Source organism: Ruegeria sp. BC1 (assembly GCF_056539305.1).
The window spans coordinates 116,018-137,015 of the sequence record NZ_JBQFUT010000003.1; the positions used below are offsets into that span (position 1 = coordinate 116,018).

At 54.4% G+C, this 20,998-nt stretch carries 18 protein-coding genes; 11 read left to right on the plus strand and 7 right to left on the minus strand.

The window, feature by feature from the left end; translation table 11 throughout:
• The first annotated feature begins 26 nt into the window (after window positions 1-26).
• Both ACR0IY_RS08730 and ACR0IY_RS08735 read left to right on the plus strand, forming a co-directional pair.
• Window positions 27-737: a GntR family transcriptional regulator gene (locus ACR0IY_RS08730; RefSeq protein WP_480672291.1), complete on the plus strand. Its 711-nt coding sequence runs from the start codon at window positions 27-29 to the stop codon at window positions 735-737.
• Between the two features lie 13 nt (window positions 738-750).
• Window positions 751-1,848, plus strand: coding sequence for a Gfo/Idh/MocA family protein (locus tag ACR0IY_RS08735; protein WP_480672293.1), 1,098 nt, complete (start codon window positions 751-753; stop codon window positions 1,846-1,848).
• A gap of 54 nt (window positions 1,849-1,902) precedes the next feature.
• On the opposite strand, the gene ACR0IY_RS08740 is transcribed toward ACR0IY_RS08735, so the two are convergent.
• Entirely contained in the window at window positions 1,903-3,579 is a 1,677-nt protein-coding gene (locus tag ACR0IY_RS08740) for an alkaline phosphatase family protein (RefSeq protein ID WP_480672295.1), read from the minus strand.
• A gap of 307 nt (window positions 3,580-3,886) precedes the next feature.
• On the opposite strand from ACR0IY_RS08740, the gene ACR0IY_RS08745 reads away from it, so the two are divergent.
• Window positions 3,887-4,228: a 5-carboxymethyl-2-hydroxymuconate Delta-isomerase gene (locus tag ACR0IY_RS08745; RefSeq protein ID WP_480672297.1), complete on the plus strand. Its 342-nt coding sequence runs from the start codon at window positions 3,887-3,889 to the stop codon at window positions 4,226-4,228.
• Window positions 4,229-4,534: 306 nt separating this feature from the next.
• Here ACR0IY_RS08745 and ACR0IY_RS08750 read toward each other — a convergent pair whose 3' ends face one another.
• The gene (locus ACR0IY_RS08750) at window positions 4,535-5,215 is read right to left on the minus strand and encodes a phosphatase PAP2 family protein (RefSeq protein ID WP_480672299.1); all 681 of its coding nucleotides are present in this window, start codon (window positions 5,213-5,215) and stop codon (window positions 4,535-4,537) included.
• 45 nt (window positions 5,216-5,260) lie between these two features.
• The gene (locus ACR0IY_RS08755; protein ID WP_480672301.1) at window positions 5,261-5,431 is read right to left on the minus strand and encodes a hypothetical protein; all 171 of its coding nucleotides are present in this window, start codon (window positions 5,429-5,431) and stop codon (window positions 5,261-5,263) included.
• Between the two features lie 278 nt (window positions 5,432-5,709).
• Here ACR0IY_RS08755 and ACR0IY_RS08760 point away from each other — a divergent pair, with 278 nt between their 5' ends.
• Window positions 5,710-7,893, plus strand: coding sequence for an esterase-like activity of phytase family protein (locus ACR0IY_RS08760; RefSeq protein WP_480672303.1), 2,184 nt, complete (start codon window positions 5,710-5,712; stop codon window positions 7,891-7,893).
• An 860-nt stretch (window positions 7,894-8,753) separates the two neighbouring features.
• Here ACR0IY_RS08760 and ACR0IY_RS08765 read toward each other — a convergent pair.
• Entirely contained in the window at window positions 8,754-9,347 is a 594-nt protein-coding gene (locus ACR0IY_RS08765; RefSeq protein WP_480672305.1) for a TetR/AcrR family transcriptional regulator, read from the minus strand.
• A gap of 118 nt (window positions 9,348-9,465) precedes the next feature.
• On the opposite strand from ACR0IY_RS08765, the gene ACR0IY_RS08770 reads away from it, so the two are divergent.
• From ACR0IY_RS08770 to ACR0IY_RS08795, 6 genes are all read left to right on the plus strand, one after another.
• Window positions 9,466-9,843, plus strand: a complete 378-nt coding sequence (locus tag ACR0IY_RS08770; protein WP_480672307.1) for a hypothetical protein — start codon at window positions 9,466-9,468, stop codon at window positions 9,841-9,843.
• Between the two features lie 13 nt (window positions 9,844-9,856).
• A complete protein-coding gene (locus tag ACR0IY_RS08775; RefSeq protein ID WP_480672309.1) occupies window positions 9,857-10,282 on the plus strand; it encodes a GFA family protein in 426 nt (141 codons plus the stop codon).
• On the plus strand, window positions 10,279-11,169 hold the full coding sequence (locus tag ACR0IY_RS08780) for a haloalkane dehalogenase (protein WP_480672311.1): 891 nt from the start codon (window positions 10,279-10,281) through the stop codon (window positions 11,167-11,169). Before ACR0IY_RS08775 ends, ACR0IY_RS08780 begins: the two co-directional genes overlap by 4 nt.
• A 115-nt stretch (window positions 11,170-11,284) precedes the next feature.
• On the plus strand, window positions 11,285-12,238 hold the full coding sequence (locus ACR0IY_RS08785; protein WP_480672781.1) for an HlyD family secretion protein: 954 nt from the start codon (window positions 11,285-11,287) through the stop codon (window positions 12,236-12,238).
• A complete protein-coding gene (locus ACR0IY_RS08790; RefSeq protein ID WP_480672313.1) occupies window positions 12,235-13,161 on the plus strand; it encodes an ABC transporter ATP-binding protein in 927 nt (308 codons plus the stop codon). Before ACR0IY_RS08785 ends, ACR0IY_RS08790 begins: the two co-directional genes overlap by 4 nt.
• Window positions 13,158-14,303 carry an ABC transporter permease gene (locus ACR0IY_RS08795; protein ID WP_480672315.1) on the plus strand — a complete coding sequence of 382 codons (1,146 nt, stop codon included), beginning with the start codon at window positions 13,158-13,160 and terminating at the stop codon, window positions 14,301-14,303. Before ACR0IY_RS08790 ends, ACR0IY_RS08795 begins: the two co-directional genes overlap by 4 nt.
• A gap of 143 nt (window positions 14,304-14,446) precedes the next feature.
• Here the strand turns inward: ACR0IY_RS08795 and ACR0IY_RS08800 are convergent, their stop codons facing one another.
• Window positions 14,447-15,037: a TetR/AcrR family transcriptional regulator gene (locus tag ACR0IY_RS08800; protein ID WP_480672317.1), complete on the minus strand. Its 591-nt coding sequence runs from the start codon at window positions 15,035-15,037 to the stop codon at window positions 14,447-14,449.
• Window positions 15,038-15,156: 119 nt separating this feature from the next.
• On the opposite strand from ACR0IY_RS08800, the gene ACR0IY_RS08805 reads away from it, so the two are divergent.
• Complete coding sequence (locus ACR0IY_RS08805) at window positions 15,157-16,101, plus strand: alpha/beta hydrolase (RefSeq protein ID WP_480672319.1); 945 nt, start codon at window positions 15,157-15,159, stop codon at window positions 16,099-16,101.
• 321 nt (window positions 16,102-16,422) lie between these two features.
• On the opposite strand, the gene ACR0IY_RS08810 is transcribed toward ACR0IY_RS08805, so the two are convergent.
• Both ACR0IY_RS08810 and ACR0IY_RS08815 read right to left on the minus strand, forming a co-directional pair.
• Entirely contained in the window at window positions 16,423-17,229 is an 807-nt protein-coding gene (locus tag ACR0IY_RS08810) for an AraC family transcriptional regulator (RefSeq protein ID WP_480672321.1), read from the minus strand.
• 388 nt (window positions 17,230-17,617) lie between these two features.
• Complete coding sequence (locus ACR0IY_RS08815; RefSeq protein ID WP_480672323.1) at window positions 17,618-20,968, minus strand: AAA family ATPase; 3,351 nt, start codon at window positions 20,966-20,968, stop codon at window positions 17,618-17,620.
• Between the last annotated feature and the right edge of the window lie 30 nt (window positions 20,969-20,998).

Here is a 20,998-nt window from a genome sequence, read left to right on the forward strand (position 1 = left end):
TCCTGCGACCGAACGAAGCGTCTACCTTGCCTGCATCCAACCGAAACCCAAATGCCCTACCGGTTTATATTCAGATCGCGGAACTTCTGATCCGTGATGTCGCGGCTGGGCGCCTTATTGATGGTGAGCGTTTGCCGCCCGAGCGCGAGATGGCGGCGGAGTTGAATGTCTCGGTTGGCACGCTCCGAAAATCGCTCTCTGAGTTAGAAAAAAAGGGGATGTTGGAGCGTATCCAAGGCTCAGGCAACTACATCCGCGAGACCGGTACACAAAATAGCGTCTATGCAATGTTCAGGCTGGAACTACCTGAGGGGGGCGGCCTACCGCGTGCGGATACCCTGTCGGTCGACCATCTGAAGAAGCCAGCCGATCTGCCAAATTTCGGCGCTTCGGATACCGGTTCGCGCGTCCGGCGGATGCGCTACCTGAATGATACAATCATCGCTGTCGAAGAAATTTGGCTGGACGAATCAGCGGGCCTGGTCGAGCAAAGCCTGCTGTCCGACTCACTCTATCGCTATTATCAACGCCAATTGGGCTTTTGGATCGCAAGGGCTGAAGACAGAGTTTCGGTCCGTGCGCTACCGGACTGGACGCCTCCTCAATTCACCAAACCAGCGGGCCAAGCGGTAGGTTATATCGAGCGGTTCAGTTGGTCAGAGAACGCCGAACCCGTTGAATTCTCAAAAACATGGTTCGACCCAGATCGGGCCAACTACGTACAACGTTTGAAGTAAAAAGGAATCGCACATGACCCGGACCATCAACTACGGGCTGATTGGATGCGGAATGATGGGGCAAGAGCACCTGCGCAATATCGGATTGCTGGAAGGTACTAAAGTGGCTGCGATCTTTGAACCCGATCCAGAGATGGCAAAAGTTGCCAAGGCAATTGCGCCAACTGCAGCCATGGTAGGTTCCATACAAGAGCTTCTGGCGGTCGAGGAACTAGACTGCGTCGTCATTGTTAGCCCAAACCATCTTCATGTGGACCAGATGTGCGAAATCGCCGAGACACGTCCGCTACCGCTTTTGGTAGAAAAGCCATTGTTCACCGACCCACAGGACGTGGCTCGGCTCGAGCAGTTGCAGAGCGGCTACCCCTGCCCGATCTGGGTTGCGATGGAATACCGGTACATGCCCCCTATTGCTGCTCTGATCGAGAAGGCTGAGGCGACAGGTGGCATAAAAATGCTGTCGATCCGCGAACATCGTTTTCCATTCTTGAACAAGATAGGCCACTGGAACCGGTTCAACCGCAATACTGGCGGTACTTTTGTCGAAAAATGCTGCCACTTCTTCGACCTGATGCGTCTGATATTGCAATCCGATCCGGTACGAATAACGGCAAGTGGCGGGCAGGCTGTGAACCATTTGGACGAGAGTTACGACGGTCAAACCCCAGATATTCTGGATCACGGCTATGTTCTTGTCGACTTTGCATCGGGTGCGCGCGCGATGTTGGAACTTTGCATGTTTGCCGAAGGGTCACGTTATCAAGAAGAAATATCGGCAGTCGGACCCGACGCCAAGATCGAGGCATTGGTGCCCGGACCCGAACGTTTCTGGCCAGATCATTTGGAAACCCCACCGCTGCCGCAGGTGATCGTAAGTACGCGCAATCCCAAAGGCCCCATATCAATGGACGTTCCAGTGGACCCCAACCTTCTGGCGGCTGGGGATCACAATGGGTCGACCTTCTATCAGCATAAAGGGTTCCTGGCCGTGCTTCGTGGCGAAAAGGTTAAACCGGATGTGAGTTTGAAGGACGGCCTCTGGGCCGTCAGAATGGGGCAAGCGGCGCAACAGGCAATAGACACCAGCGAAACGGTATACATGGTCGATTGAAAGGGATCAAAAACACCGCTGCGTTTGCAACCGCCCTGCCCCGCTCAAGCGAAGTTAATCTGACAAGGCCGAGAAAACCTCAGTCAATGTTTCTCCGGCAGCACTGCTAGGTTGGCTGATACCGAAAATAGTGCTCAGAGTGACAGCCACGTCCACCGTGGAAACCGGTCGGCTGACACGAGCCGGCGTGATACCGGGGCCGGCGAAAATGATCGGAACATGTGTGTCATAGCGCCAAGGTGATCCGTGCATTACGGCAATTGGGCCGTCCTCAAAAAGGAAGGAATATGGGGTTTGCACAACATAGATGTCGCCAGAGCGTGTCGGGTGATAATTTCGCCGGATCTGCTCCTGAAGGGTGTGCCCTTGCTGTTCAGCAAGCGGTTCGGTCGGCATAGCAAGCTCAATGCCCGGTGCAGCCATTAGCTTTTCGACGATGCGTTGCTCGATCACGCGTCGGTCAACGCCCGACACTTCTATCGCGGCATTGTCCAAATAAACGTAAGGACGAAAAAAGAACTTTATTGCGGAGTCCACTCCAAACTCATCGGCGATGACCGAATTCACTGCCGTCATCAATGCTTCGGTGGAGTTACGGAATGTCGAGAGCCCTGTTTCGGTCATCTCTTCCGGCGCTTCCGGCATGCCATGATCGGCGGAAAGCACGTAAATCACGTTCTCACGTCCAACCTCTCGATCCATGAATTCAAAGAAATCTGCCAGTGTCTCATCCAGACAGCGGACCATTTCTTCATTTTCCAGGCTGGATGGTCCGAAAAAATGGTTGGTTGCGTCTACGCCAGAAAAACTGACGCTTAGGTAGTCTGGCCATTCGTCAACACCAAGCCCCTCTTCTTTGATTACCGTCTTTGCGAAGTCGGCCGTGATCCGGTCCCCATGCGGCGACAATAAGACCTGTGTGTAGTAGAGACCGTCGTCCGGTGTCCCGTAGAAATGCGGGAAAATGCGACCGAACGCGCCAAGGTTCGTTACAAAGGAGCGTTCTTTTCTTTGCATCAAGTAAGGTGCGTCTGAACACTCCGGCCACCATTCACTTTCGATCTTCGCATCGGCGGGGCGTTTAGAATTCCAATCGAGAACCCAATCGGGATACGCGTCGTAGTAGAATGTACTTGTTTCAAATGCTCCTGTAGCCGCCGACAGCCAAAAAGCCTTTCCAGAATGTCCTGCCATTGCAACCGCTGAACGGTCTTTACCAGAAACGGAAAAAACTCTTGATCGGCCGTCATTGGCCTTGACCAGTTCGTCTCCAACCGTCGTCGCCAACAAGTTTACAGGAGAACGGCCCGAAGTCGCAGCAGCAGCTTGAGTCGGGTCGACCTGATCAACGTTTCCTCCAAAGCCTGGTACTGGCAGCATTGGGTAGTCTGGATCTTCAATGTTATACCCCAACCGCTCTTCAGCCCTGTTGAACCAGGCGTTACCGATCATTCCATGTTCAGAAGGGTGGGCTCCTGTAGCCAGGGTCGCGTGACCAACAATGGTTTCGGTGTTAGCGTGTCGATGATGAGCGTCAATGTACCAAACACCGCTTTCTATCAGTCTTTTGAAACCTGCCGCTCCGAAGGAGGCCTCATAGCGAGAAATCAAATCTCCGCGCAGCCCATCAACTGTGATTTGCACGACAAGTCGAATGTCTTCCGTTGCCCTGCCTGCTGTGGCGGAAATTGAAAGGACGATGATTGAGGCTAACGCCAGTGATCGCTGCATATGAGACCCCAAAGGATTACCTATAGGGCCTGAATACCAGCATCTAAGTCCTCTGCCTAATAAGAGTTGCGAGCGATGATGTCCTTTGAACCTGCACTTTGGGCTCAGTGCGGACGTCGATGGGACACGTGTTGGAGCCCTGCCTCCGTCTCTCCAACTACTGCGGATTCTTGAATTAGAGGCGCGCCTCAGAACAAACAGCTGATAAGCGGGCGATTGTGATGTCATAGTTCAATCTGTCGGGGTAAACGTATTTCTGCGGTCCAGCCGACAATTCATATGGTCGCTCATAGCAGAAAGAACCTTCATGCCTCACGTATCGATAGAATTTTCCAAAGGCCTTGAGAAAACTTTTGATTTTCAGTCGGTATGCGACCAATTGTATGACGTCCTCGCTGATCAGGATGTATTTGATCCACCAACAATAAAAATTCGAGCAACTTCAGTAGAATTCTTCCGCATTGGGACCGAACCTCAAACGTTCGTTCATGCAACTCTCTTGCTTATGGACGGTCGCGACGAGCAAACCCGAGCACAACTCAACACAATAATTGCCGACCTACTGAGGAAGGTTCTTCCTGGTGTTGGGAGTATTACGGTTCAAGACGTCGAAATGACTCTTGCCACATATGCTAAGCGCTTACTGTAAACCCTGGCTGACGCCGAAGTTAGGCTGCAATGGATTCAGTGCGGTCATTCGGTGCATTCGGCATGAATGACTGCCTTGCGGACAACCCACGCTTTCACTGCGCCGTCACCAACGGCCGCATTGGAAAAACCGGAGCATTAAGCCCTACCCTTTGGCTGCCTTGTCTAAGCCCGAACAGTTGAATGCAAACATGACGGTAGTTCCCGCTAAGATAAGGTCTAAACGCGGCGGCCTAGGTCGGGACATCAGCGGTGAACAGCGCCTTTGAGCGGCGCAAGCCAGACTTGTTTTTCCAAAACTGCACTTTTAGTGGCCGACGGAATCCAATCCCCTTTTGCCACCTTTGATTACATTCAGGGCGTCGTGGTAGATCGGCTGTTCACGAATGACGTCCATGTAAGCGTTAGCCAGTACCTGCCCGGAGGTAACGTCCATCGGATAGTGGACGCCTCCTATGACACGACCGTAACCAATTTCACGACCAAGCTCGTCGAGCTCATCTGAATGCTCAGGGAAAATGTCCGAAAGAACAGACGTGTAAACTATTGCACGGATAGTATGCCCACTCGGATATGACGTGACAGGGAAGGCTGTTGCGACCGGTTCAACGTCTTCATTGGCAACAAATGGGCGCGGAATGTCATAGTTTGCTTTGACCGCGTTATAGTCATCGCGAACCTCATCAATAATCTGGTCCAGCGTTTGGCTAAGGACCTCGGTATCGACATTTAACAACCCAGGTGCCACGATGGGGGCGAACCGTTCCAGATCAACTGACTTTTGGACAAAATCGATTTGGTCTTGGGTTCTGCTTTCTTGCAGCCACATGACGGCAAACATTTCCTTGTCGAACTCCATCGTACCAGGTTCTGCCGGTGGCCCGATGAGTTCCATGCTGTCAAGACTGCCGGCCGGATAAAACTGTTCTGAAAAAGCTGGTCCAGCGAGGGCTACAAAGACAACAGCCGCAACGGTACTTTTGATCATGGCCTCAACCGTCCTGATGATTTCGAGGTTAACTTTCTAAAGTGATCAAGCCTCGGCGATCATTGTGCCCCAGCTGGAGAAGCCACCATCATTGTTACAGATGATTGTTTCCATCCCGGTCACAGGATCATTTCCAAAGTAGCATTCCGCGAATGCGCCGGTGCCGATTAGTGAAAGGGTCATGGCAACGAGACCCAAAGCAGCAAAGTTCTTCATGGTACTTACTCCTCTCAGGTGAGTCTCACGTGGGAACCATCGATGGGCGAAATATTTGGCTTTGATTAATTTTTCTTAAGCAGAATATATCAACCGAATGTCTTATTTAGGCGGGTGATGTCAAAGAAGTCCGTTGATTGGAAGGCATGGCCGCATTCCTAAAATCGGGCGAAGACCTACCTTTTTGCGGTTGTCATCAAACTGAATCCGAACCTTCACAAAACCGCAATGAACCACGGCCATGCCACTCTCATCCAAGTGAGAGAGGATACCGAACGATGTCATTGCGCTTTGCCTGCCTGACATCTGCCGTTGCCCTGACAACCGGTCAGGCCGTGGCAGAGATGAATTTCAACCGAATTGCGTCTTTCCCTGTCGTCAAGAACATGGCCGAGGGGGCTGATACCACCCGTGAGACCTCGCCCGAGATCATCGCGGCGACTGCGGATGGCATGACGCTGGTCTACACCGACAGCCCGTTGGGCGTGATCGGCATGGTGGACATCACCGACCCGGCAAACCCTGCGCCCTTGGGTGCGATGGCGGTTGGTGGTGAGCCGACATCCGTGGGGATCGTTGGTGCGACGGCTTTTGTGGGTGTGAACACGTCGGAAAGCTATACCGCTCCTTCTGGCAAGCTGATCTCGGTCGATATCGCAGGTAAGGCAGAAACCGGTGCCTGTGAACTGGGCGGTCAGCCTGACAGTGTCGCCATCGCCCCCGATGGCAGCTTTGTTGCCGTAGCGATTGAAAATGAGCGCGACGAAGACCTGAATGACGGCATCATCCCGCAACTGCCCGCTGGCTCGCTGGCACTGGTGCCGCTGAAGGACGGCATGTTGGATTGCGCAGGCATGAAGATGGCCGCGCTGACCGGTCTGGCCGAGGTTGCGCCGACTGACCCTGAGCCGGAATTCGTGGACATCAACGACCTTGGCGAAACTGTCGTCACGCTGCAGGAAAACAACCACATCGCGGTCGTCGACAAAGACGGCAAAGTGGTCAGCCATTTCTCGGCGGGTGCAGTTGATCTAGAAGGTATCGACGCCACCGACGAGCGCGGCGCGCTGATCTTTACCGAAAGCCAGCCGGGCCGCCTGCGCGAGCCAGACGCGGTGAAGTGGATCGATGACGATCACTTCGCTACCGCCAACGAGGGTGACTATCAGGGCGGATCGCGTGGTTGGACGATCTTCCACAAGGACGGCACTGTTGTTTACGAGAACGGCACCGATTTCGAAAAAGCCATAGTCCAGATCGGCCACTATCCCGACAAACGCTCGGACAGCAAAGGTGTTGAGCCTGAAAGCGTGACCGCCGAGACCTTTGGCGGCACGCCGATGATATTTGTGGGGGCGGAACGTGCCTCGGTCGTGGGTGTCTACGACGCCACCGACCCCGCTAATCCTGTGCTGAAACAACTGCTGCCGTCGGGTGTTGGCCCGGAAGGCTACGTTGCGATCCCCGAGCGCAACCTGCTGATTTCGGCCAACGAAAAAGACCTGATCGAAGATGGCGGCCCGCGCGCGCATGTCAGCATCTTCGAGTATCAGGATGCCCCCGCCAACTATCCTCATCTGACCTCAGAAGGTGCGGATGAACTGATCGGATGGGGTGCCCTGTCCGGTCTGGTCGCGGATGAGGACGGCATGATCTATGCGGTCAATGACAGCTTTTACGGCTTCCAGCCTTCGATCTTCAAGATCGACCCCAGCCAGACCCCTGCCCGCATCGTGGATGTGATCCGCATCCATCGTCAGGACGGCAATCCTGCGCAGAAGCTGGATCTGGAAGGCATCACGCTGGACGGTGAAGGCGGCTTCTACGTGGCCTCCGAAGGCCGCACCGACCGCGTCATCCCGCATGCGATCTACCAAGTCTCGGCAGACGGTTTGATCAAAGACCGCAAGAGTGAAATCGGCTTGCCGCCAGAACTGATGGCTGTCGAAAAGCGTTTTGGTTTCGAAGGCATTACCAAGGTCGGCGACACCCTGTGGATGGCTGTTCAGCGCGAATGGAAGGACGACCCGGAAAACCACGTGAAACTGGTCGCCTACAATCTGGACACCAAAGAATGGGGCGCGGTTCACTATCCTAAGGCGGACCCGGAAACAGGCTGGGTCGGTCTGTCGGAAATCGTGGCCTTTGGTGAATATGTGTATGTCATCGAGCGCGACAACCAGCACGACCACCGCGCAGTAACAAAGAAAATCTACCGCATCCCGCTTTCTGAGATGGCCCCGGCCCCGCTGGGTGGCCCGCTACCGGTGGTCAGTAAGCAAGAGGTCCGCGACCTGCTGCCCGACCTGACCTCGACCGGCGGTTACGTTCTGGACAAAATCGAAGGTCTGGCCATCCTGCCCTCGGGCGAGGCGTTTGTGATGACCGACAATGACGGCGTCGACGACGCCTCAGGTGAGACGATATTTTGGTCGATCGGTTCGGTTTCGGTTGGCAACTAGGTCAAGCATCAAAGATTGAAGAGCCCCGTGTAGAAACTGCGCGGGGCTTTTGCATTCAAAGCCAGTTTTGGTCCTCTTAGGACTTTGGCTTAAACCCTGCGACTTTGCGCTAAAAAATGCTCCACACAGCGCGTGTCTAAGGAATATCGAACACATTGAGGCATGGGTTCAGGTACGGAAATGTGGGTGCCAAGGGCTCTGAACCAATTGTCAGCCCAAGGGGATTCTTGTTCGAGGTTTACCTTGATAGATAAACACTTTCGCGTTCAGGCAGGCGAATTACCATAACTTTGTTCCAGTAAAGCTATTGTTTGCCAGCAAGGTTGGTGAGTTCTTCCATTCAGATTTTCGATGTGTCGGATGATCGTGAATTCAGGGTCACCATTCCGGAGTCCGACCTGTTTGTCTCGGTGCAGATTATGAACAAGAGCAGCTCGAAGCGCCGCGCGTTGCCTATAAAGATGAGTTCTTAAAGGCTGGCATTGATTACACCTATGCCAGAGCACCCGGCGCGGCCGATCAGCATCTTTTCGACATTTCACATGCATCAAGCTGGGGCGGGTATCCGGCAGAGTTGGCGGTCACGAATGCCTATTCCAGCTCGCCCCCAGTGCCAGGTTGTTCGCAGGCCATAGCAGCCACTGGGGTAGAGAACAAAATGCTGCAGTTGCAGCCCACAATCCAGACATTGACACAGGCAAACAATGCTCACGCTGCAATAGGTCAAAACTGCGCAACTCATATTGTAAGAAGAGTGGATTGATTAAGCCTACCGCCACTCCATAGTTCTCACGTGCGTATTGGCAATAGTCCTTCAAAGTTATCTTAAAGCAGTCAGTCACGCCTGCAGATTTTTATCACTACCGATCTTTCCAACCTTCAATCAGTCCAACAGCTGCCTCGGCATAGCTCTGTGGAAACTGGTCCGATGTCCGGGCTTTCATGATCGTGTGAAGCCCAAGCAGAAGTCCGATCAGCAGCTTTGCTCCTCCTACCGGATCAACATCCGCGTGCAAAGCGCCCTGTGATCTGGCGCGTTTTAGGATTGCCACAAATCGCCCTTCCAAAGTGGTCAGGTACCTTTCGATTCTGGCGTTCACCTCAGGGTCTGTGCGGTCAAAGGAACTGATCGAGTTGAAGGCAAGGCACCCCGTATCTTCGATCTTCGGCATACGTTCAGCCGAGGCGATGCCTTTAATCCAGTTCGCCAGGTCATCCAGCGAATAGGTGTCTGGGTCAGGAAAATGCCGGGCTTCAGCATTGTCCAGATAAGTGTCCAAGGTCTTTAGGAAAAACTTCTCTTTGCCGCCATACGTTGTTTGCAGTGTGAACCGGGTCAACCCCGTCTCCTGCTCAAGCTCACGCGTGCTGGCACCATGGTACCCTCGCCGCCAAAACAGGTCCAGCGCCCCTGCCACAGCACTGTCGTGATCCGTCTTGCGTTTGCGCGCCACAGATTTCTCCTTGCCTTTTCTATCCATGTGGATAGTAATTGTTTCCTATCCACATGGATAGCATTGCGCTGGCGCGGCGGCAAATGCTGCGTGACCCCAACCGAAACGGAGATCAGACATGACCGCCATCGATCCGACACCCGGAGTATCAAAACCTGTAAAGCTACGCGTGATCTTCATTTTGAACGCGCTGAAAATCGTGCTGGCCTTTGGCTTCTTCGTCGCATTCAAATTTTATGCTTTACAAGTAGGAGAGCTGGTCGGGCCGCAAGCGGCCAACCTGATGCTCTATACGATGCTGGGGTACATGGCGACTTTTGCCTGCATCGTCATATCCATCCTCAAGCGCACCATGATTGGTATTCGTGCGGCGATTGCCGTTGATTTTCTAGTCTCGATCCCAGCCACCGCAGTCATCGGCTTTGTCATTGCGATCATCAGCATGGGCCTGACCTTCACCGCATCCGTCCGTGCGTATTTCGAATATCGCAGCTGATGTGAGCATTCCTTTGAACCACCCAAATGACATTACCGGCCAATGCATCTGCGGCGCTGTGCGCTATCGGGTGCAGGACAACTTGGCCACGTTCAAACTGTGCTATTGTAGTTTTTGCCAAAAAGCTTCGGGTTCGGCCCATGTTGCGAATGCCTTTACAACGCCCGACCAGATCGAATGGCAGCAAGGGCAAGAGCAGCTAACATCCTTCGATGTGCCCAATTCCCAGGTCCGCCGGGTGTTTTGCCGCACCTGCGGAACGACCCTGCCGTTTGAAACGCAAAACGGCAAGTTCCTGGTCATCCCTGTCGGCACCCTTTCCCGCCCGCCATCCGGCCCCGTTACGGCGATTGTCGGGTGGGGGTCCCGACCAGCGTGGTATGATGAGGCGTTGGGTTTAATCGAAAAGACGCGCACTGCAGAAAGGGCCACTCAATGAATACCCAACAGGGGATTTCCCCCGACTTCCCATTTGACTCGAAATATGTCGAGGTGAACGGCCAGCGCATCCACTATGTCGACGAAGGTGAAGGCGCGCCGGTTCTGTTTCTTCACGGCAATCCGACCTCGTCCTACTTGTGGCGCAACATCCTCCCCTATGCAACCAGGCAGGGCCGCGCCATTGCGATGGATCTGATCGGCATGGGCAAGTCGGACAAGCCGGATATTCCCTACCGATTTGTCGATCACGTCCCCTTCGTGGATGGCTTCATCAAAGCGCTGGGACTGAAGAACGTGACGCTCGTCATTCACGACTGGGGCTCGGCATTGGGGTTCTATTATGCGCACCGGCACCCCGGGAACATACGCGGCATCGCCTTCATGGAGGGTGTCATTCGTCCGATGACCTGGACCGGCTTCCCGCCCGACTTCCGCGCGGGGTTTCGGATGATGCGGACGCCTGGTCTGGGTTGGATGATGATCTCGGGCCTGAACATGTTCGTCGAGAAAATCCTGCCAAGCGCCATTGTGCGCGACCTGACACCGCAAGAAATGGAGCACTACCGCGCGCCATTCCACTCCGCTCGCAGCCGCAAACCCGTTCGGGTGTGGCCGTGCGAAATTCCGATCGACGGTACGCCCGCAGATGTGCATGACATAGTCAGTGCCTATAGTCGCTGGCTGGGTGAAACCCAGATACCGATGCTTATGTTTCACGCCACACCCGGAGGAACTATTGGACCAAAAGAGGTCGAATGGTGCCGCCAGACCATCCAGAATCTCGAAGTTGTGGATATCGGAAAAGGTATTCATTTCCTGCAGGAAGATAATCCCCATCTGATCGGGCAGAGGTTAGAGGATTGGCTGGGGCGCCTGCCCGCGTAGGTCTTTCTGGACGCGCGTAGTGACTGGCCGATCTATACAAATCAGATTTCCTGATTGTAAGGTTCAACGACCAGCCCCAAAGGGGACCAGACACCGGAGCGTAGCCTTGCTGAATATGACGATCCCCATACCCTTGATACTGGTGGCGGTATTGCCCGCCTTTCTGGACCGGTGCTCGGGTTCCGATACCAGCGTGGCCTTGGGCGTATTGGCGCGCGACCGGGTCGCTTTGACCGCGACGGCCAGCGAAATCGTAGTCGGTTTACCGGTAGCTGAAGGAACCGTCGTCAAAGCTGGCGACACGCTGGTTCAGCTTGATCCGACGCTGCAAAGCTCAAAGCTAGCTCTGGCGCGGGCCGAACTCGAAAAGTCGCAGGCCACGCTTTTGAAACTGCAGGTCGGGCCGCGCGAGGAGGAGATAGCGATAGCCGAAGCCAAGGTGGCAGGCGCTGTTGCCCGCCTTGCCGATGCCGAGGCCATTTATGATCGAAACGCCAGACTGGTCGAGAACTCGGTCGTGACGGAAGCGCAAGTGGCCAATGATCTGGCACTGCGCGATTCCGCACGGGCTGAATTGGCAAGCGCTCAGGAATCCCTGAAAGAGCTGCGAAACGGCACAAGACCCGAAGACCTGGCGGTTGCCGAAGCAAATGTACGGGCCGCCGAGGCGTTGGTAGCCGCCGAGCAAACCGTTCTGGACGACTTGACGGTCACGGCCACCCGAGATGGCGTGCTGGATTCCCTGCCGTGGAATTTGGGCGAACGCGTAACATCCGGTAGCCCGGTGGCCGTTATGGTCACGGGCCAAACCCCCTATGCGCGCGTCTACGTTCCAGAGCCGCATCGCGTCAATCTGAAGCCCGGCGATACGCTGGAAGTACACGTTGACGGGCTGGCCGATCCGTTGGACGGCGTGATCCGCTGGATCAGCGACGACGCGTCCTTCACGCCCTATTACGGATTGAACCAAGATGACCGAACCCGGCTTGTCTACTTGGCCGAGATTGACCTGCCCACTGCAAAACCGGACTTGCCCGCCGGCGTGCCAGTGCAGGTCCCCATGCCATGAGCGATGTTGTCGTCTCGACGAAAGGCTTGACCCGCCGGTTCGGGGAAAACATCGCAGTCAACAATCTGGACCTTGAGATCAGAACGGGCCAGATTTATGGATTTCTCGGGCCCAATGGTTGCGGCAAGACCACGACCATGCGCATGCTGACCGGCTTGCTGACCCCCAGCAGTGGGGCGATCTCGGTTTTGGGTCGGTCGATGCCCGAGGCGGCAGAACCGCTGAAGAACGAAATCGGGTACATGACCCAGATCTTCTCGTATTACCGCGACCTGACGGTGATGGAAAACCTCCGGTTCGCGGCGGAAATCTACGGCATCCCAGTGAAAACAGCCAAGGATCGGATCGACGAGCTGCTGCATACCTATGACCTGACGACAAACGTCCATCAGCTCAGCGGCAGTATGAGCGGCGGTCAGCGGCAAAAGTTGGCCCTAGCCGCCACCGTCATGCACCGCCCAAAGCTTCTGTTTCTGGATGAACCGACATCGGCCGTTGACCCCGAAACCCGTCGAACGTTTTGGGAGCAGCTGTTCGATCTGGTCGATCAAGGAGCGACAATGATCGTATCCACGCATTTCATGGACGAGGCAGAGCGTTGTCACCGGCTGGCCATCCTGCAGCACGGGGTTAAGAAAGCGGACGGGTCTCCGCGTCAGTTGATGGACGATTTGCAGGCCGATGTGGTCGAAGTCGAAGGGCCGGACCTGCGAAAGGTCAAACATGAACTAGACGGTACACCGAAGATACTCTCAACTGCACAGGTCGGCTCGCGTCTGCGGGTGCTGGTGGACAAATCCGAACCTCGGCCGGTGGATATGCTGCGCGCCCAACTTGGCGCGTTCCCGGATCTGTCCCTGACACCACAAAGGCCAAATCTAGAAGATGTGTTTGTCAGTGCAACGCGGGGGCCGGAACCGTGATCTCACCACGCCGCATCGCTGCCGTCCTTAAGAAAGAGCTGCTGCAACTGCGGCGTGACCGGATGACTTTCGCCATGGTCATCATGATCCCGTTGATCCAGCTGCTGCTGTTTGGCTATGCGATCAACACCAACCTGCGGCACGTGCCTGTCGCACTGGTGGATGAATCCAGAACCGAGCTGTCTCGTACGTTGGCGCAGATCGTTCAGGCTACGCAAGTCGTGACAATCACTGAAGAGCTGACCACCCCATCAGAGGCCGAGCGTGCAATTACGGAATCCCGCGTACGCGCCGCACTGATCATCCCTCAGGACGTAAGCCAACGCCTTGCTCGCAGCCCGTCCGTCGGGTTGGGTCTGCCAAACGCAACGGACCAGACCAGCAGTCGGCCTATTGCCCATTGGATCGTTGATGGCTCAGACACGATGGTTGCCAGCGCAATCAAGTCCCTGCGGACGATGCCCCTAACCGAATTATTGAAACAGCCTCCAAACCGGCAAGTACCCACGTTTGAGGTCACGCTCTACTTCAACCCCGAACAGCGGTCGGCGGTGAATATCGTGCCAGGTCTTGTCGGGGTCATCCTGACCATGACGATGATCCTGTTCACCTCGGCTGCCATCGTCCGCGAACGCGAGCGAGGCAACATGGAGATGCTGATCAACACACCAATCCGGTCTATCGAACTGATGATCGGTAAGATCATCCCCTATATCTTTCTGGGTCTGATACAGGTCGCCATTATTCTCGGTCTGGGACATGTCCTGTTTGATGTCCCGATAAATGGTGGGTTGGGTGTTTTGTTGGTGGTCACATTGCTGTTCATCATTGCCAGCCTATCCCTTGGGCTGGTGATTTCCACTCTTGCCCAAAACCAGCTTCAGTCGATGCAGATGACAATTTTTGTCCTGCTGCCATCGATCCTGATGTCCGGCTTTATGTTCCCCTTCGACGGCATGCCCAAACCAGTCCAGATGATTGCTCAAATTCTGCCTGCGACGCATTTTATGGACATGATCCGCGGTGTGGTCCTGCGAGACGCTTCGCTTTACGAGTTGCGCTGGGGGATACTCTGGATGGTGGGCTTTGCGGTTTTTGGATTGTTGGCGGCAACTCTAAGGTTCAAGAAACGATTGGGTTAAAGACTCGGCCTAAACCGGCCATTGCTCGAGGCTTCCCATCGCTGCGGTGCAGCCCGCTAAACCGGACTTTCACTGCACGATCATAGTCCTGAAGCTTGCGAACTCACAATTCGCGAGACCAAGCATGCGTTCGCGATCACAAGTCAAACATCCGCTGTGTAGTGCTTTAGAAACATCGCAACGCAATCGTCCAAAACATCTTTGGGCGTCGGGTTCTCGCCGAGGAAAAATTCCGGCCAGAAGAAAAAGTTTTTCACAAGCGCCAAAAGCTGGTTGGTTGCAAAAACCGGATCAGCCTTTCGGATTACGCCTGCGTCCATGGCTTCACTGATCAGCCTCGTTATTGGGTAATCATGTGTTGCTGTTTCTGTGAAGAATTGCCGGGAACGGTCAAGGTCACGGATCAATTCTGAGATGACCATCCGGTTTAATCCAATGGCATTCTCATCAGTGATCACCGCAATGTAACGCCATAAGGCTGCCTTCAATTGCTCGACGAAGTCACGATCCGGGTCATAGGGAACCGGCTCCATGCTCCGGTTCTGCTCCAGCATGATCTGTGAGATCGCCTCAAACAGGGCCTCCTTGCTCTCGAAGTGATTGTAGAGCGTGCGACTCGATACGTTGGCTTTTTTGGCGATCGAGGTGGTCTTTGCCCCTAAAAACCCCTGTTCTTTGAACTCGTCGATGGCTGCGTCGATGATATCTTTTCTTTTTTTATCAGTGCGTTTCACGATTTCCACCACAAAAAGTAAAATGATGTGTTTACAAAAGCCTTCTCCCTACCATAAGTAAACTCAACATTTTACTTTAGCAAGGCGCAATAAAGCCTGATCCTGAAAGGACCAAGACTATGACAACCCAAAACCTCGCCGCGGGCAAAAACGAAGTCACTTTCAAATCCTTTGGCGTGGATTTGGCGGGAGATCTCTATCTCCCCGAAGGTTTCGATGAGACCAAGACCTACAAAGCAATCGTCGGCGCCAGCCCGTTCCCGCAGGTCAAAGATCAAATCCCGGCTACTTACGGCCCGGAAATGGCGGCACGGGGCTTCGTCTACCTCGGTTTCGACTACCTCGGCATGGGCTCGTCCCCTGCCCTGCCCGGGGAGCACAAGCAGTCCCGCTACATGTTCCGGCTGATCGAAAACACTTGGGACGCTGTTTCTTACCTCGGCACTCTGCCGTTCGTTGACGAGATTTACGGTCTGGGCGTATGCCAAGGCGGTTCAATCATCGCATCGGCTGCCGTGACCGATCACCGGATCAAGAAGATTGCCATGGTTTCCGGTATGATGGCAGCGGACGCCTTCCAGTGGACCGACCGAGACGTGGTCAATCAGCAAATCGCAGCCTCGAACGCCTCGAAGCAGAAGATGTATAAAACAGGCGAACCGGATTATGTCGCTCCCTTTGGCCTTAGCGATGACCAATCCCGAGAAGAATTTGTTGGATCGGGCGGCAACCCGATGGCCGGAGAATCCTACGATTACTACGGCCGCGATGGTGTCAAAGGGCCGGTGGCAGTTCCGAACTATACCAACATGCATATTGGCGATCAGGGTATGCAGTCGCTGATTTCCATTGGGGAAGCTTATGCCGACAAAATCGTGCAGCCGTCCTTGACCATCTATAGCAGCTCAGCCTTCACGGCCCCGTGCTCAACGCAGTTTGTCGAGAAGTTGACCAATGAACATAAAGAATTGGCGTTTGATGAGTTCTCCCATGTGGACTTCTACTACCAGCCAGAAGCGGTAAAGGCATCGACGGACGCAGTTGCCGAATTCTTTGGCAGATAAACTTATTAGGCAGAGGTCACTCCGGGACCTTTGCCATTTTGATTGATCAAAAGCAGGATCAGTTGACCGTACCAGTATGAGCTTTGATGCCACCCCAGGTACTTGTCGAAGAATTCGACCATAGTTTCCGGATGAGGGTTGCCAGTTGATCTTCGGTTGGCTGAACGCTCATTTCGGTGCTCCTGATTTTAACGAGTTTCATGGTTTGGGGCCGGAGGGCCGGTCCCGATTAAAGGAAGGGCGGTGCAATCTGCATTTGAGGTGAGGCACAGGTCAGGTTTGGATTGGCACCTTGCACGGGCTTTTCGCCAATCTGGCGCGCTACTTGGCTGGGGTCAGATGTTCCCATTTCTGGAAGGCACGATACAACGAGCCCTGATCTTCGTAGCCGAGCAAGTATGCAATCTCGCTGATGTCGAAATCCGGCTCAGCCAGATACTCACGTGCCAACTGATGCCGGGTGTCCGACAGATGCGATTTGAAGCTGTGGCCTTGGCCCTTAAGGTGTCGCTGCAGAGAGCGTTCATTGACCGCCATATCGCGGGCGATACCCCGCGGCTCTGGGCGACCGGCAGTCAGCGCGCGGCGCAGATGCCACCGCACCTGATCGGTCAGCGACGTGGTATTCTCGGCTTTTTCAAAGATCAGGCGGGCGTGTGGCGCATTCCATGTGATCGGGCAAGAGAACCAAGTCTCAAGCCTTTCGCTTGGACTACGCCGCAGCTCGACCAACTCGGGTTTGATCATATACCCGGTTCCAGTCCGCACCATGTTCACAAGGAATGTGAAGGTGGCAACGCGGAACTCTTCGGGTGCGCAAAGTGCTTTGAACCGTGCAACTCGATGCATGGCTTCACCAACTGTTTTGGCGTGGAAAGCAACCAGAAAGGAGGGAGGCAGCATCGGCCCATGCATTGTTTGGGTGAGATCCAATCCAATATCGTCGCCGCCCAAAGTCTGCAGTGCGTCCCACATAGCAAAAAAATGCTTCGTGCTCATGCGTGCTTCTGACGAAAACATGCTCGGTGGAAGTTTGGCCGCCTGTAGAAATGCTGCCCGATTGATCGAGAGGCTCACAAGAGCGTCCCTAAAGGTATCTGGTGTCTTTATCCGGTCAGGCGTTGGCATGAGTTCGTTCCTTGGAGACTGAACTGAACATGGTCAGTGCAGCCGAAAAAGTTTATGGCACCACCCGCCACATCATTTGCAGAACGTGCCAATGCTCTGCGCTTGATAAGGTCACCTTCGCTGCCATTCGTACACGAAATAACATCCGAGTCATTAGGCTCGAAGCCGGCCTCGGATGCGGAGCAGTCCCGGCATCAGCGCAACGGGCAAGCCTTCACAGACAGCCCAGAGCAGACTTCCAATTGTCACTATAAATGCTGCGACGCAGCCTGTCGAAACTGCCGTTCGCTTTGCTCGTACATATCGGCTGCACCTGAATCCACACAACGTTCAATTGTCAGACGCTAACCGTCACTATCCACGTTTGCGAACAATCCGCTGGATTATATTATTTTTCTGAAAGGAATTTACAGGCAGCTGCCACTTCGTCAGGACTATCACCATCTGCAACGTCTTTCCTGACAGATTCAAGGAGGGTGATTGCCTGTTCGATCCAACCTTTTCTCTTCCAAAGCGCTGAAAGACTAATGGCCGCCCGCAGTTCCCATTTTTTTGCATGTTGTGCACTGGCGACTTCCACAGCTTGTTTGAGGCACTCCTCGGCCAACTCGTGGTCACCAATCTTCAGCGCGATCATACCTTCAAGATGCAATAAATCACTCTTGATGAAGTTTTCCTGCGTTTCCGAAAGAACAAGCCGCGCTTGGTCTGCAAACGTTTTACAAAGGCTAATTTCATTTGTGCGAAGCGCTTTCCAGGCAGCCAGACTTTTGAATATTGGCAGATAAAGGCGCGCGTTTAATCGGCTGTAACCCTTTTCAAACCTTTCATAAATTTCAACCCAAGTTTCGCCACCACCAACTCCGTCGGTCAGCGCTTCAATTGAGCCTGCGTAAACACCCATTTGTTTGAGACCGAATTTGTCACTTATTTTTCGAAGAGCTGAGGCGTGTCGGAGCGCCGACTTGTCCGCCCGATCAAGTAAATCACGCAATCCAACATGCACATGCACATACCCGACCGTGTTTGCGTGATCGGACTTCAGCGCCGCCTCTTCGGCAGTTTTTGCCATGTATTCGGATTCCTGCGTTCGCCCCAAACACCATAGATTCAAAGATTGGTAAGCGCGAATGGCGACGCCCGGGTCTTGTCCAAATCGATTTTCAAACCCAACATTTTCATCGGGGTCATAAAGGCTCAGCGCCAGGTCAAACTCTGCCTGCGCTTTAAAGAAATTGCCCAGCATACAACAAGAAACGCCCACCAAACGGTGGCCGGTCATTTTGTTTACGCGAACCCCCGAGCATTCGGCTTCGCTTGTGACATAACGGGCGGTTTTCAATGCTTCTTGATGTCGCCCGGTCATCAGGTTCCCAACCCACAATCCGTAGAGTGCGGGAAACCTAAGCGGTGAATCCCCGAGTTTCTCGGCCAGTGATAAGGCAACTTGATACGCCTGAGTTGTCTCATCTGCCGCATAGCCGTGCAGGGCCAGCAATATGGGTGCGATCTGGACCTGCAGATTCAAGGCTCGCTTTAAGCCTTCCAGCTCTTCGGCATCCGCCATGTCGCCGTTTAATGCGAAAGCGCGTCTAAGGTGCCGTACCGCTTCTTCAAATGCAGGCCCGGCGAAGGCAACTTTACTTGCGCTTTCCCACAAGCTGATCGCGCGGTCAGTTTCGCCCGCGGCCTCGGCGTGGGTTGCCAAAACCTCTGGCGCAATATCTGGGTCGGTCTCCAGGGCTGCAAGAATGCGGGTGTGAACCGCCCGTCGGTTCTCTTTCAGCAGGCTCTCATACGCGGCATCCCGTACAAGCGCATGCTTAAAAATGTAGGTTGCCTCGGGCGGCAATCCGCGCCGGTAAATCAATTCGGCTGCGATCAAGCCATCCAGAGCCGCCCCAAGTTCAGCTTCGGACAGGTGGCATACGTCAGCCAGAAGACGATGATTGAACTCCCGCCCGATGCAGGCGGCGGTCTGCGCCACATCCTTGATCGGTTGCAACCGATCCAGGCGTGCCATCAGACTGTCATGCAAAGTGGTTGGAATAGCGATTGCGCTAATTGGACCGTCAGCAACAAGCTCGCCCTTGATCTCTTTGAGTGCCCCGGATTCGAGGATTGTCTTGGTCAGCTCTTCAACAAACAGTGGCACGCCATCCGTACGTTGCGCGATAATCTCAATAATCTCGGACGGCATCGATTTGCCATCCGTCAGCTTTCCTATGATGGCACCGATTTGTTCGTTGCCCAGCCTGTTGAGCGAAAATCGTGTCACAATCGGATGCCCGCCGAAACCGTGCTCAAAACTTGGTCGCGTCGTTGCAAGGACCATAACCGGTTTATCGGTGATCGAGTCCAGAATGAGATCAAGCAGTTCAAGTGAAGTGGGGTCGATCCAGTGCAAATCCTCGTAAATCAACAGAACGGGTTTCTCAGAGGCTTGTTGCTCCAGTAAACGGATCAACGCCTGCATGGTTTGGGCACGCAACTGCGCTGGCGTCAGGCTCAGCGCGCCGTACCGCCCACTGCCGTCCAACCCCAGCATCGGTGCAACAAATCTGAGGGTGTCATGATCCGCATCGATCAGCGCCTCTAACTTGTCCATTCGTTCGTCCGGGGTGTCCGTCGGCGCGATACCGGTAGCGAAGGTCAACTGCTGAATGATGGGGTAGAATGCGCTATCGGCATGGTAGGGTGAGCATTGATAAGTGATGCGGGTTTGATCGTCCTGCGCAATGCTGTCGACTACGGCCCGCGTGATACGCGATTTTCCGATACCGGCCTCGCCGCTGACAACGACCATTTGACCATGACCAACGCGCGCCAGCTTCCAACGGTCAAGCACCAGTTCTATCTCGTGTTCCCGTCCGACAATAGGTGTCAGAATCCCGGATCGGCGCGCCGCAAAGCGGCTTTCGACTGCAGTCTCGCCTTTGGCAACAAATGCCTCGACCGGAGCGCCGACACCTTTCAACGTCTGTTCACCGATGGAATTCACCTTGAACGAACGCCCCAGTAACCTCCGCGTTTCAAACGGCATCACTAGCTGATTGGCGCGCGCGACACTTTGCAACCGCGCCGCCAGATTTGGAGTTTCTCCGACCACCGCTGCTTCTTGCGCTGCGCCGCTGCCCACGAGATCTCCGACAATCACGACCCCGGTGGCCATCCCGACACGAGTGGCCAGAGCGGTGCCGTCAGGTGCCTTTGTTTTCCGAACAACATCTATGATTTCAAGGCCAGCGCGCACGGCCCGTTCCGCGTCATCTTCATTGGCCCTGGGCCAGCCAAAATAGTTCAACACTCCGTCACCCATGAACTTGGCAACGAACCCTTCATGCCGACCAACCACACCGGCCACGGTGTTCTGGTAGTTTGTAATGACATTACGCATGTCCTCCGGATCGGCACGCTCGGCTATCTCGGTTGAGCCGACCAGATCGACAAACATCACCGTCAGATGGCGACGCTCAGCATCGTTGGGAGAAGCAGGTGACGAGTCCGTTGTTTCTATGGCCTTTGCATCAACGGCCGAATTCGCAGGACCACCGCCATGTCGTTGAATTTGAGAAACCGCGTCCATGATTTTGCGGCGAGGACCAATCGGTAGCCCAAGTTCTATTAAATCGTCTTTATCAAGGCTTGGCAGGACCTCAAAATCAATCTCAGCTTTCGCAAATACTTCAGAGTATTTTTCCAACCCAAGTTCGGCCAGCCAGCTTTCCAGATCTTGCAAATCCAATCTCCTGCGCTGTGGTTAAGCCGG

Excerpts from the sequence above, each read along its gene's own strand:
- ACR0IY_RS08735 (WP_480672293.1), top strand. The coding sequence starts at position 751 with ATGACCCGGACCATCAACTACGGGCTGATTGGATGCGGAATGATGGGG.
- ACR0IY_RS08740 (WP_480672295.1), bottom strand. The coding sequence starts at position 3,579 with ATGCAGCGATCACTGGCGTTAGCCTCAATCATCGTCCTTTCAATTTCC.
- ACR0IY_RS08745 (WP_480672297.1), top strand. The coding sequence starts at position 3,887 with ATGCCTCACGTATCGATAGAATTTTCCAAAGGCCTTGAGAAAACTTTT.
- ACR0IY_RS08750 (WP_480672299.1), bottom strand. The coding sequence starts at position 5,215 with ATGATCAAAAGTACCGTTGCGGCTGTTGTCTTTGTAGCCCTCGCTGGA.
- ACR0IY_RS08755 (WP_480672301.1), bottom strand. The coding sequence starts at position 5,431 with ATGAAGAACTTTGCTGCTTTGGGTCTCGTTGCCATGACCCTTTCACTA.
- ACR0IY_RS08760 (WP_480672303.1), top strand. The coding sequence starts at position 5,710 with ATGTCATTGCGCTTTGCCTGCCTGACATCTGCCGTTGCCCTGACAACC.
- ACR0IY_RS08770 (WP_480672307.1), top strand. The coding sequence starts at position 9,466 with ATGACCGCCATCGATCCGACACCCGGAGTATCAAAACCTGTAAAGCTA.
- ACR0IY_RS08780 (WP_480672311.1), top strand. The coding sequence starts at position 10,279 with ATGAATACCCAACAGGGGATTTCCCCCGACTTCCCATTTGACTCGAAA.
- ACR0IY_RS08785 (WP_480672781.1), top strand. The coding sequence starts at position 11,285 with ATGACGATCCCCATACCCTTGATACTGGTGGCGGTATTGCCCGCCTTT.
- ACR0IY_RS08790 (WP_480672313.1), top strand. The coding sequence starts at position 12,235 with ATGAGCGATGTTGTCGTCTCGACGAAAGGCTTGACCCGCCGGTTCGGG.
- ACR0IY_RS08805 (WP_480672319.1), top strand. The coding sequence starts at position 15,157 with ATGACAACCCAAAACCTCGCCGCGGGCAAAAACGAAGTCACTTTCAAA.
- ACR0IY_RS08810 (WP_480672321.1), bottom strand. The coding sequence starts at position 17,229 with ATGCCAACGCCTGACCGGATAAAGACACCAGATACCTTTAGGGACGCT.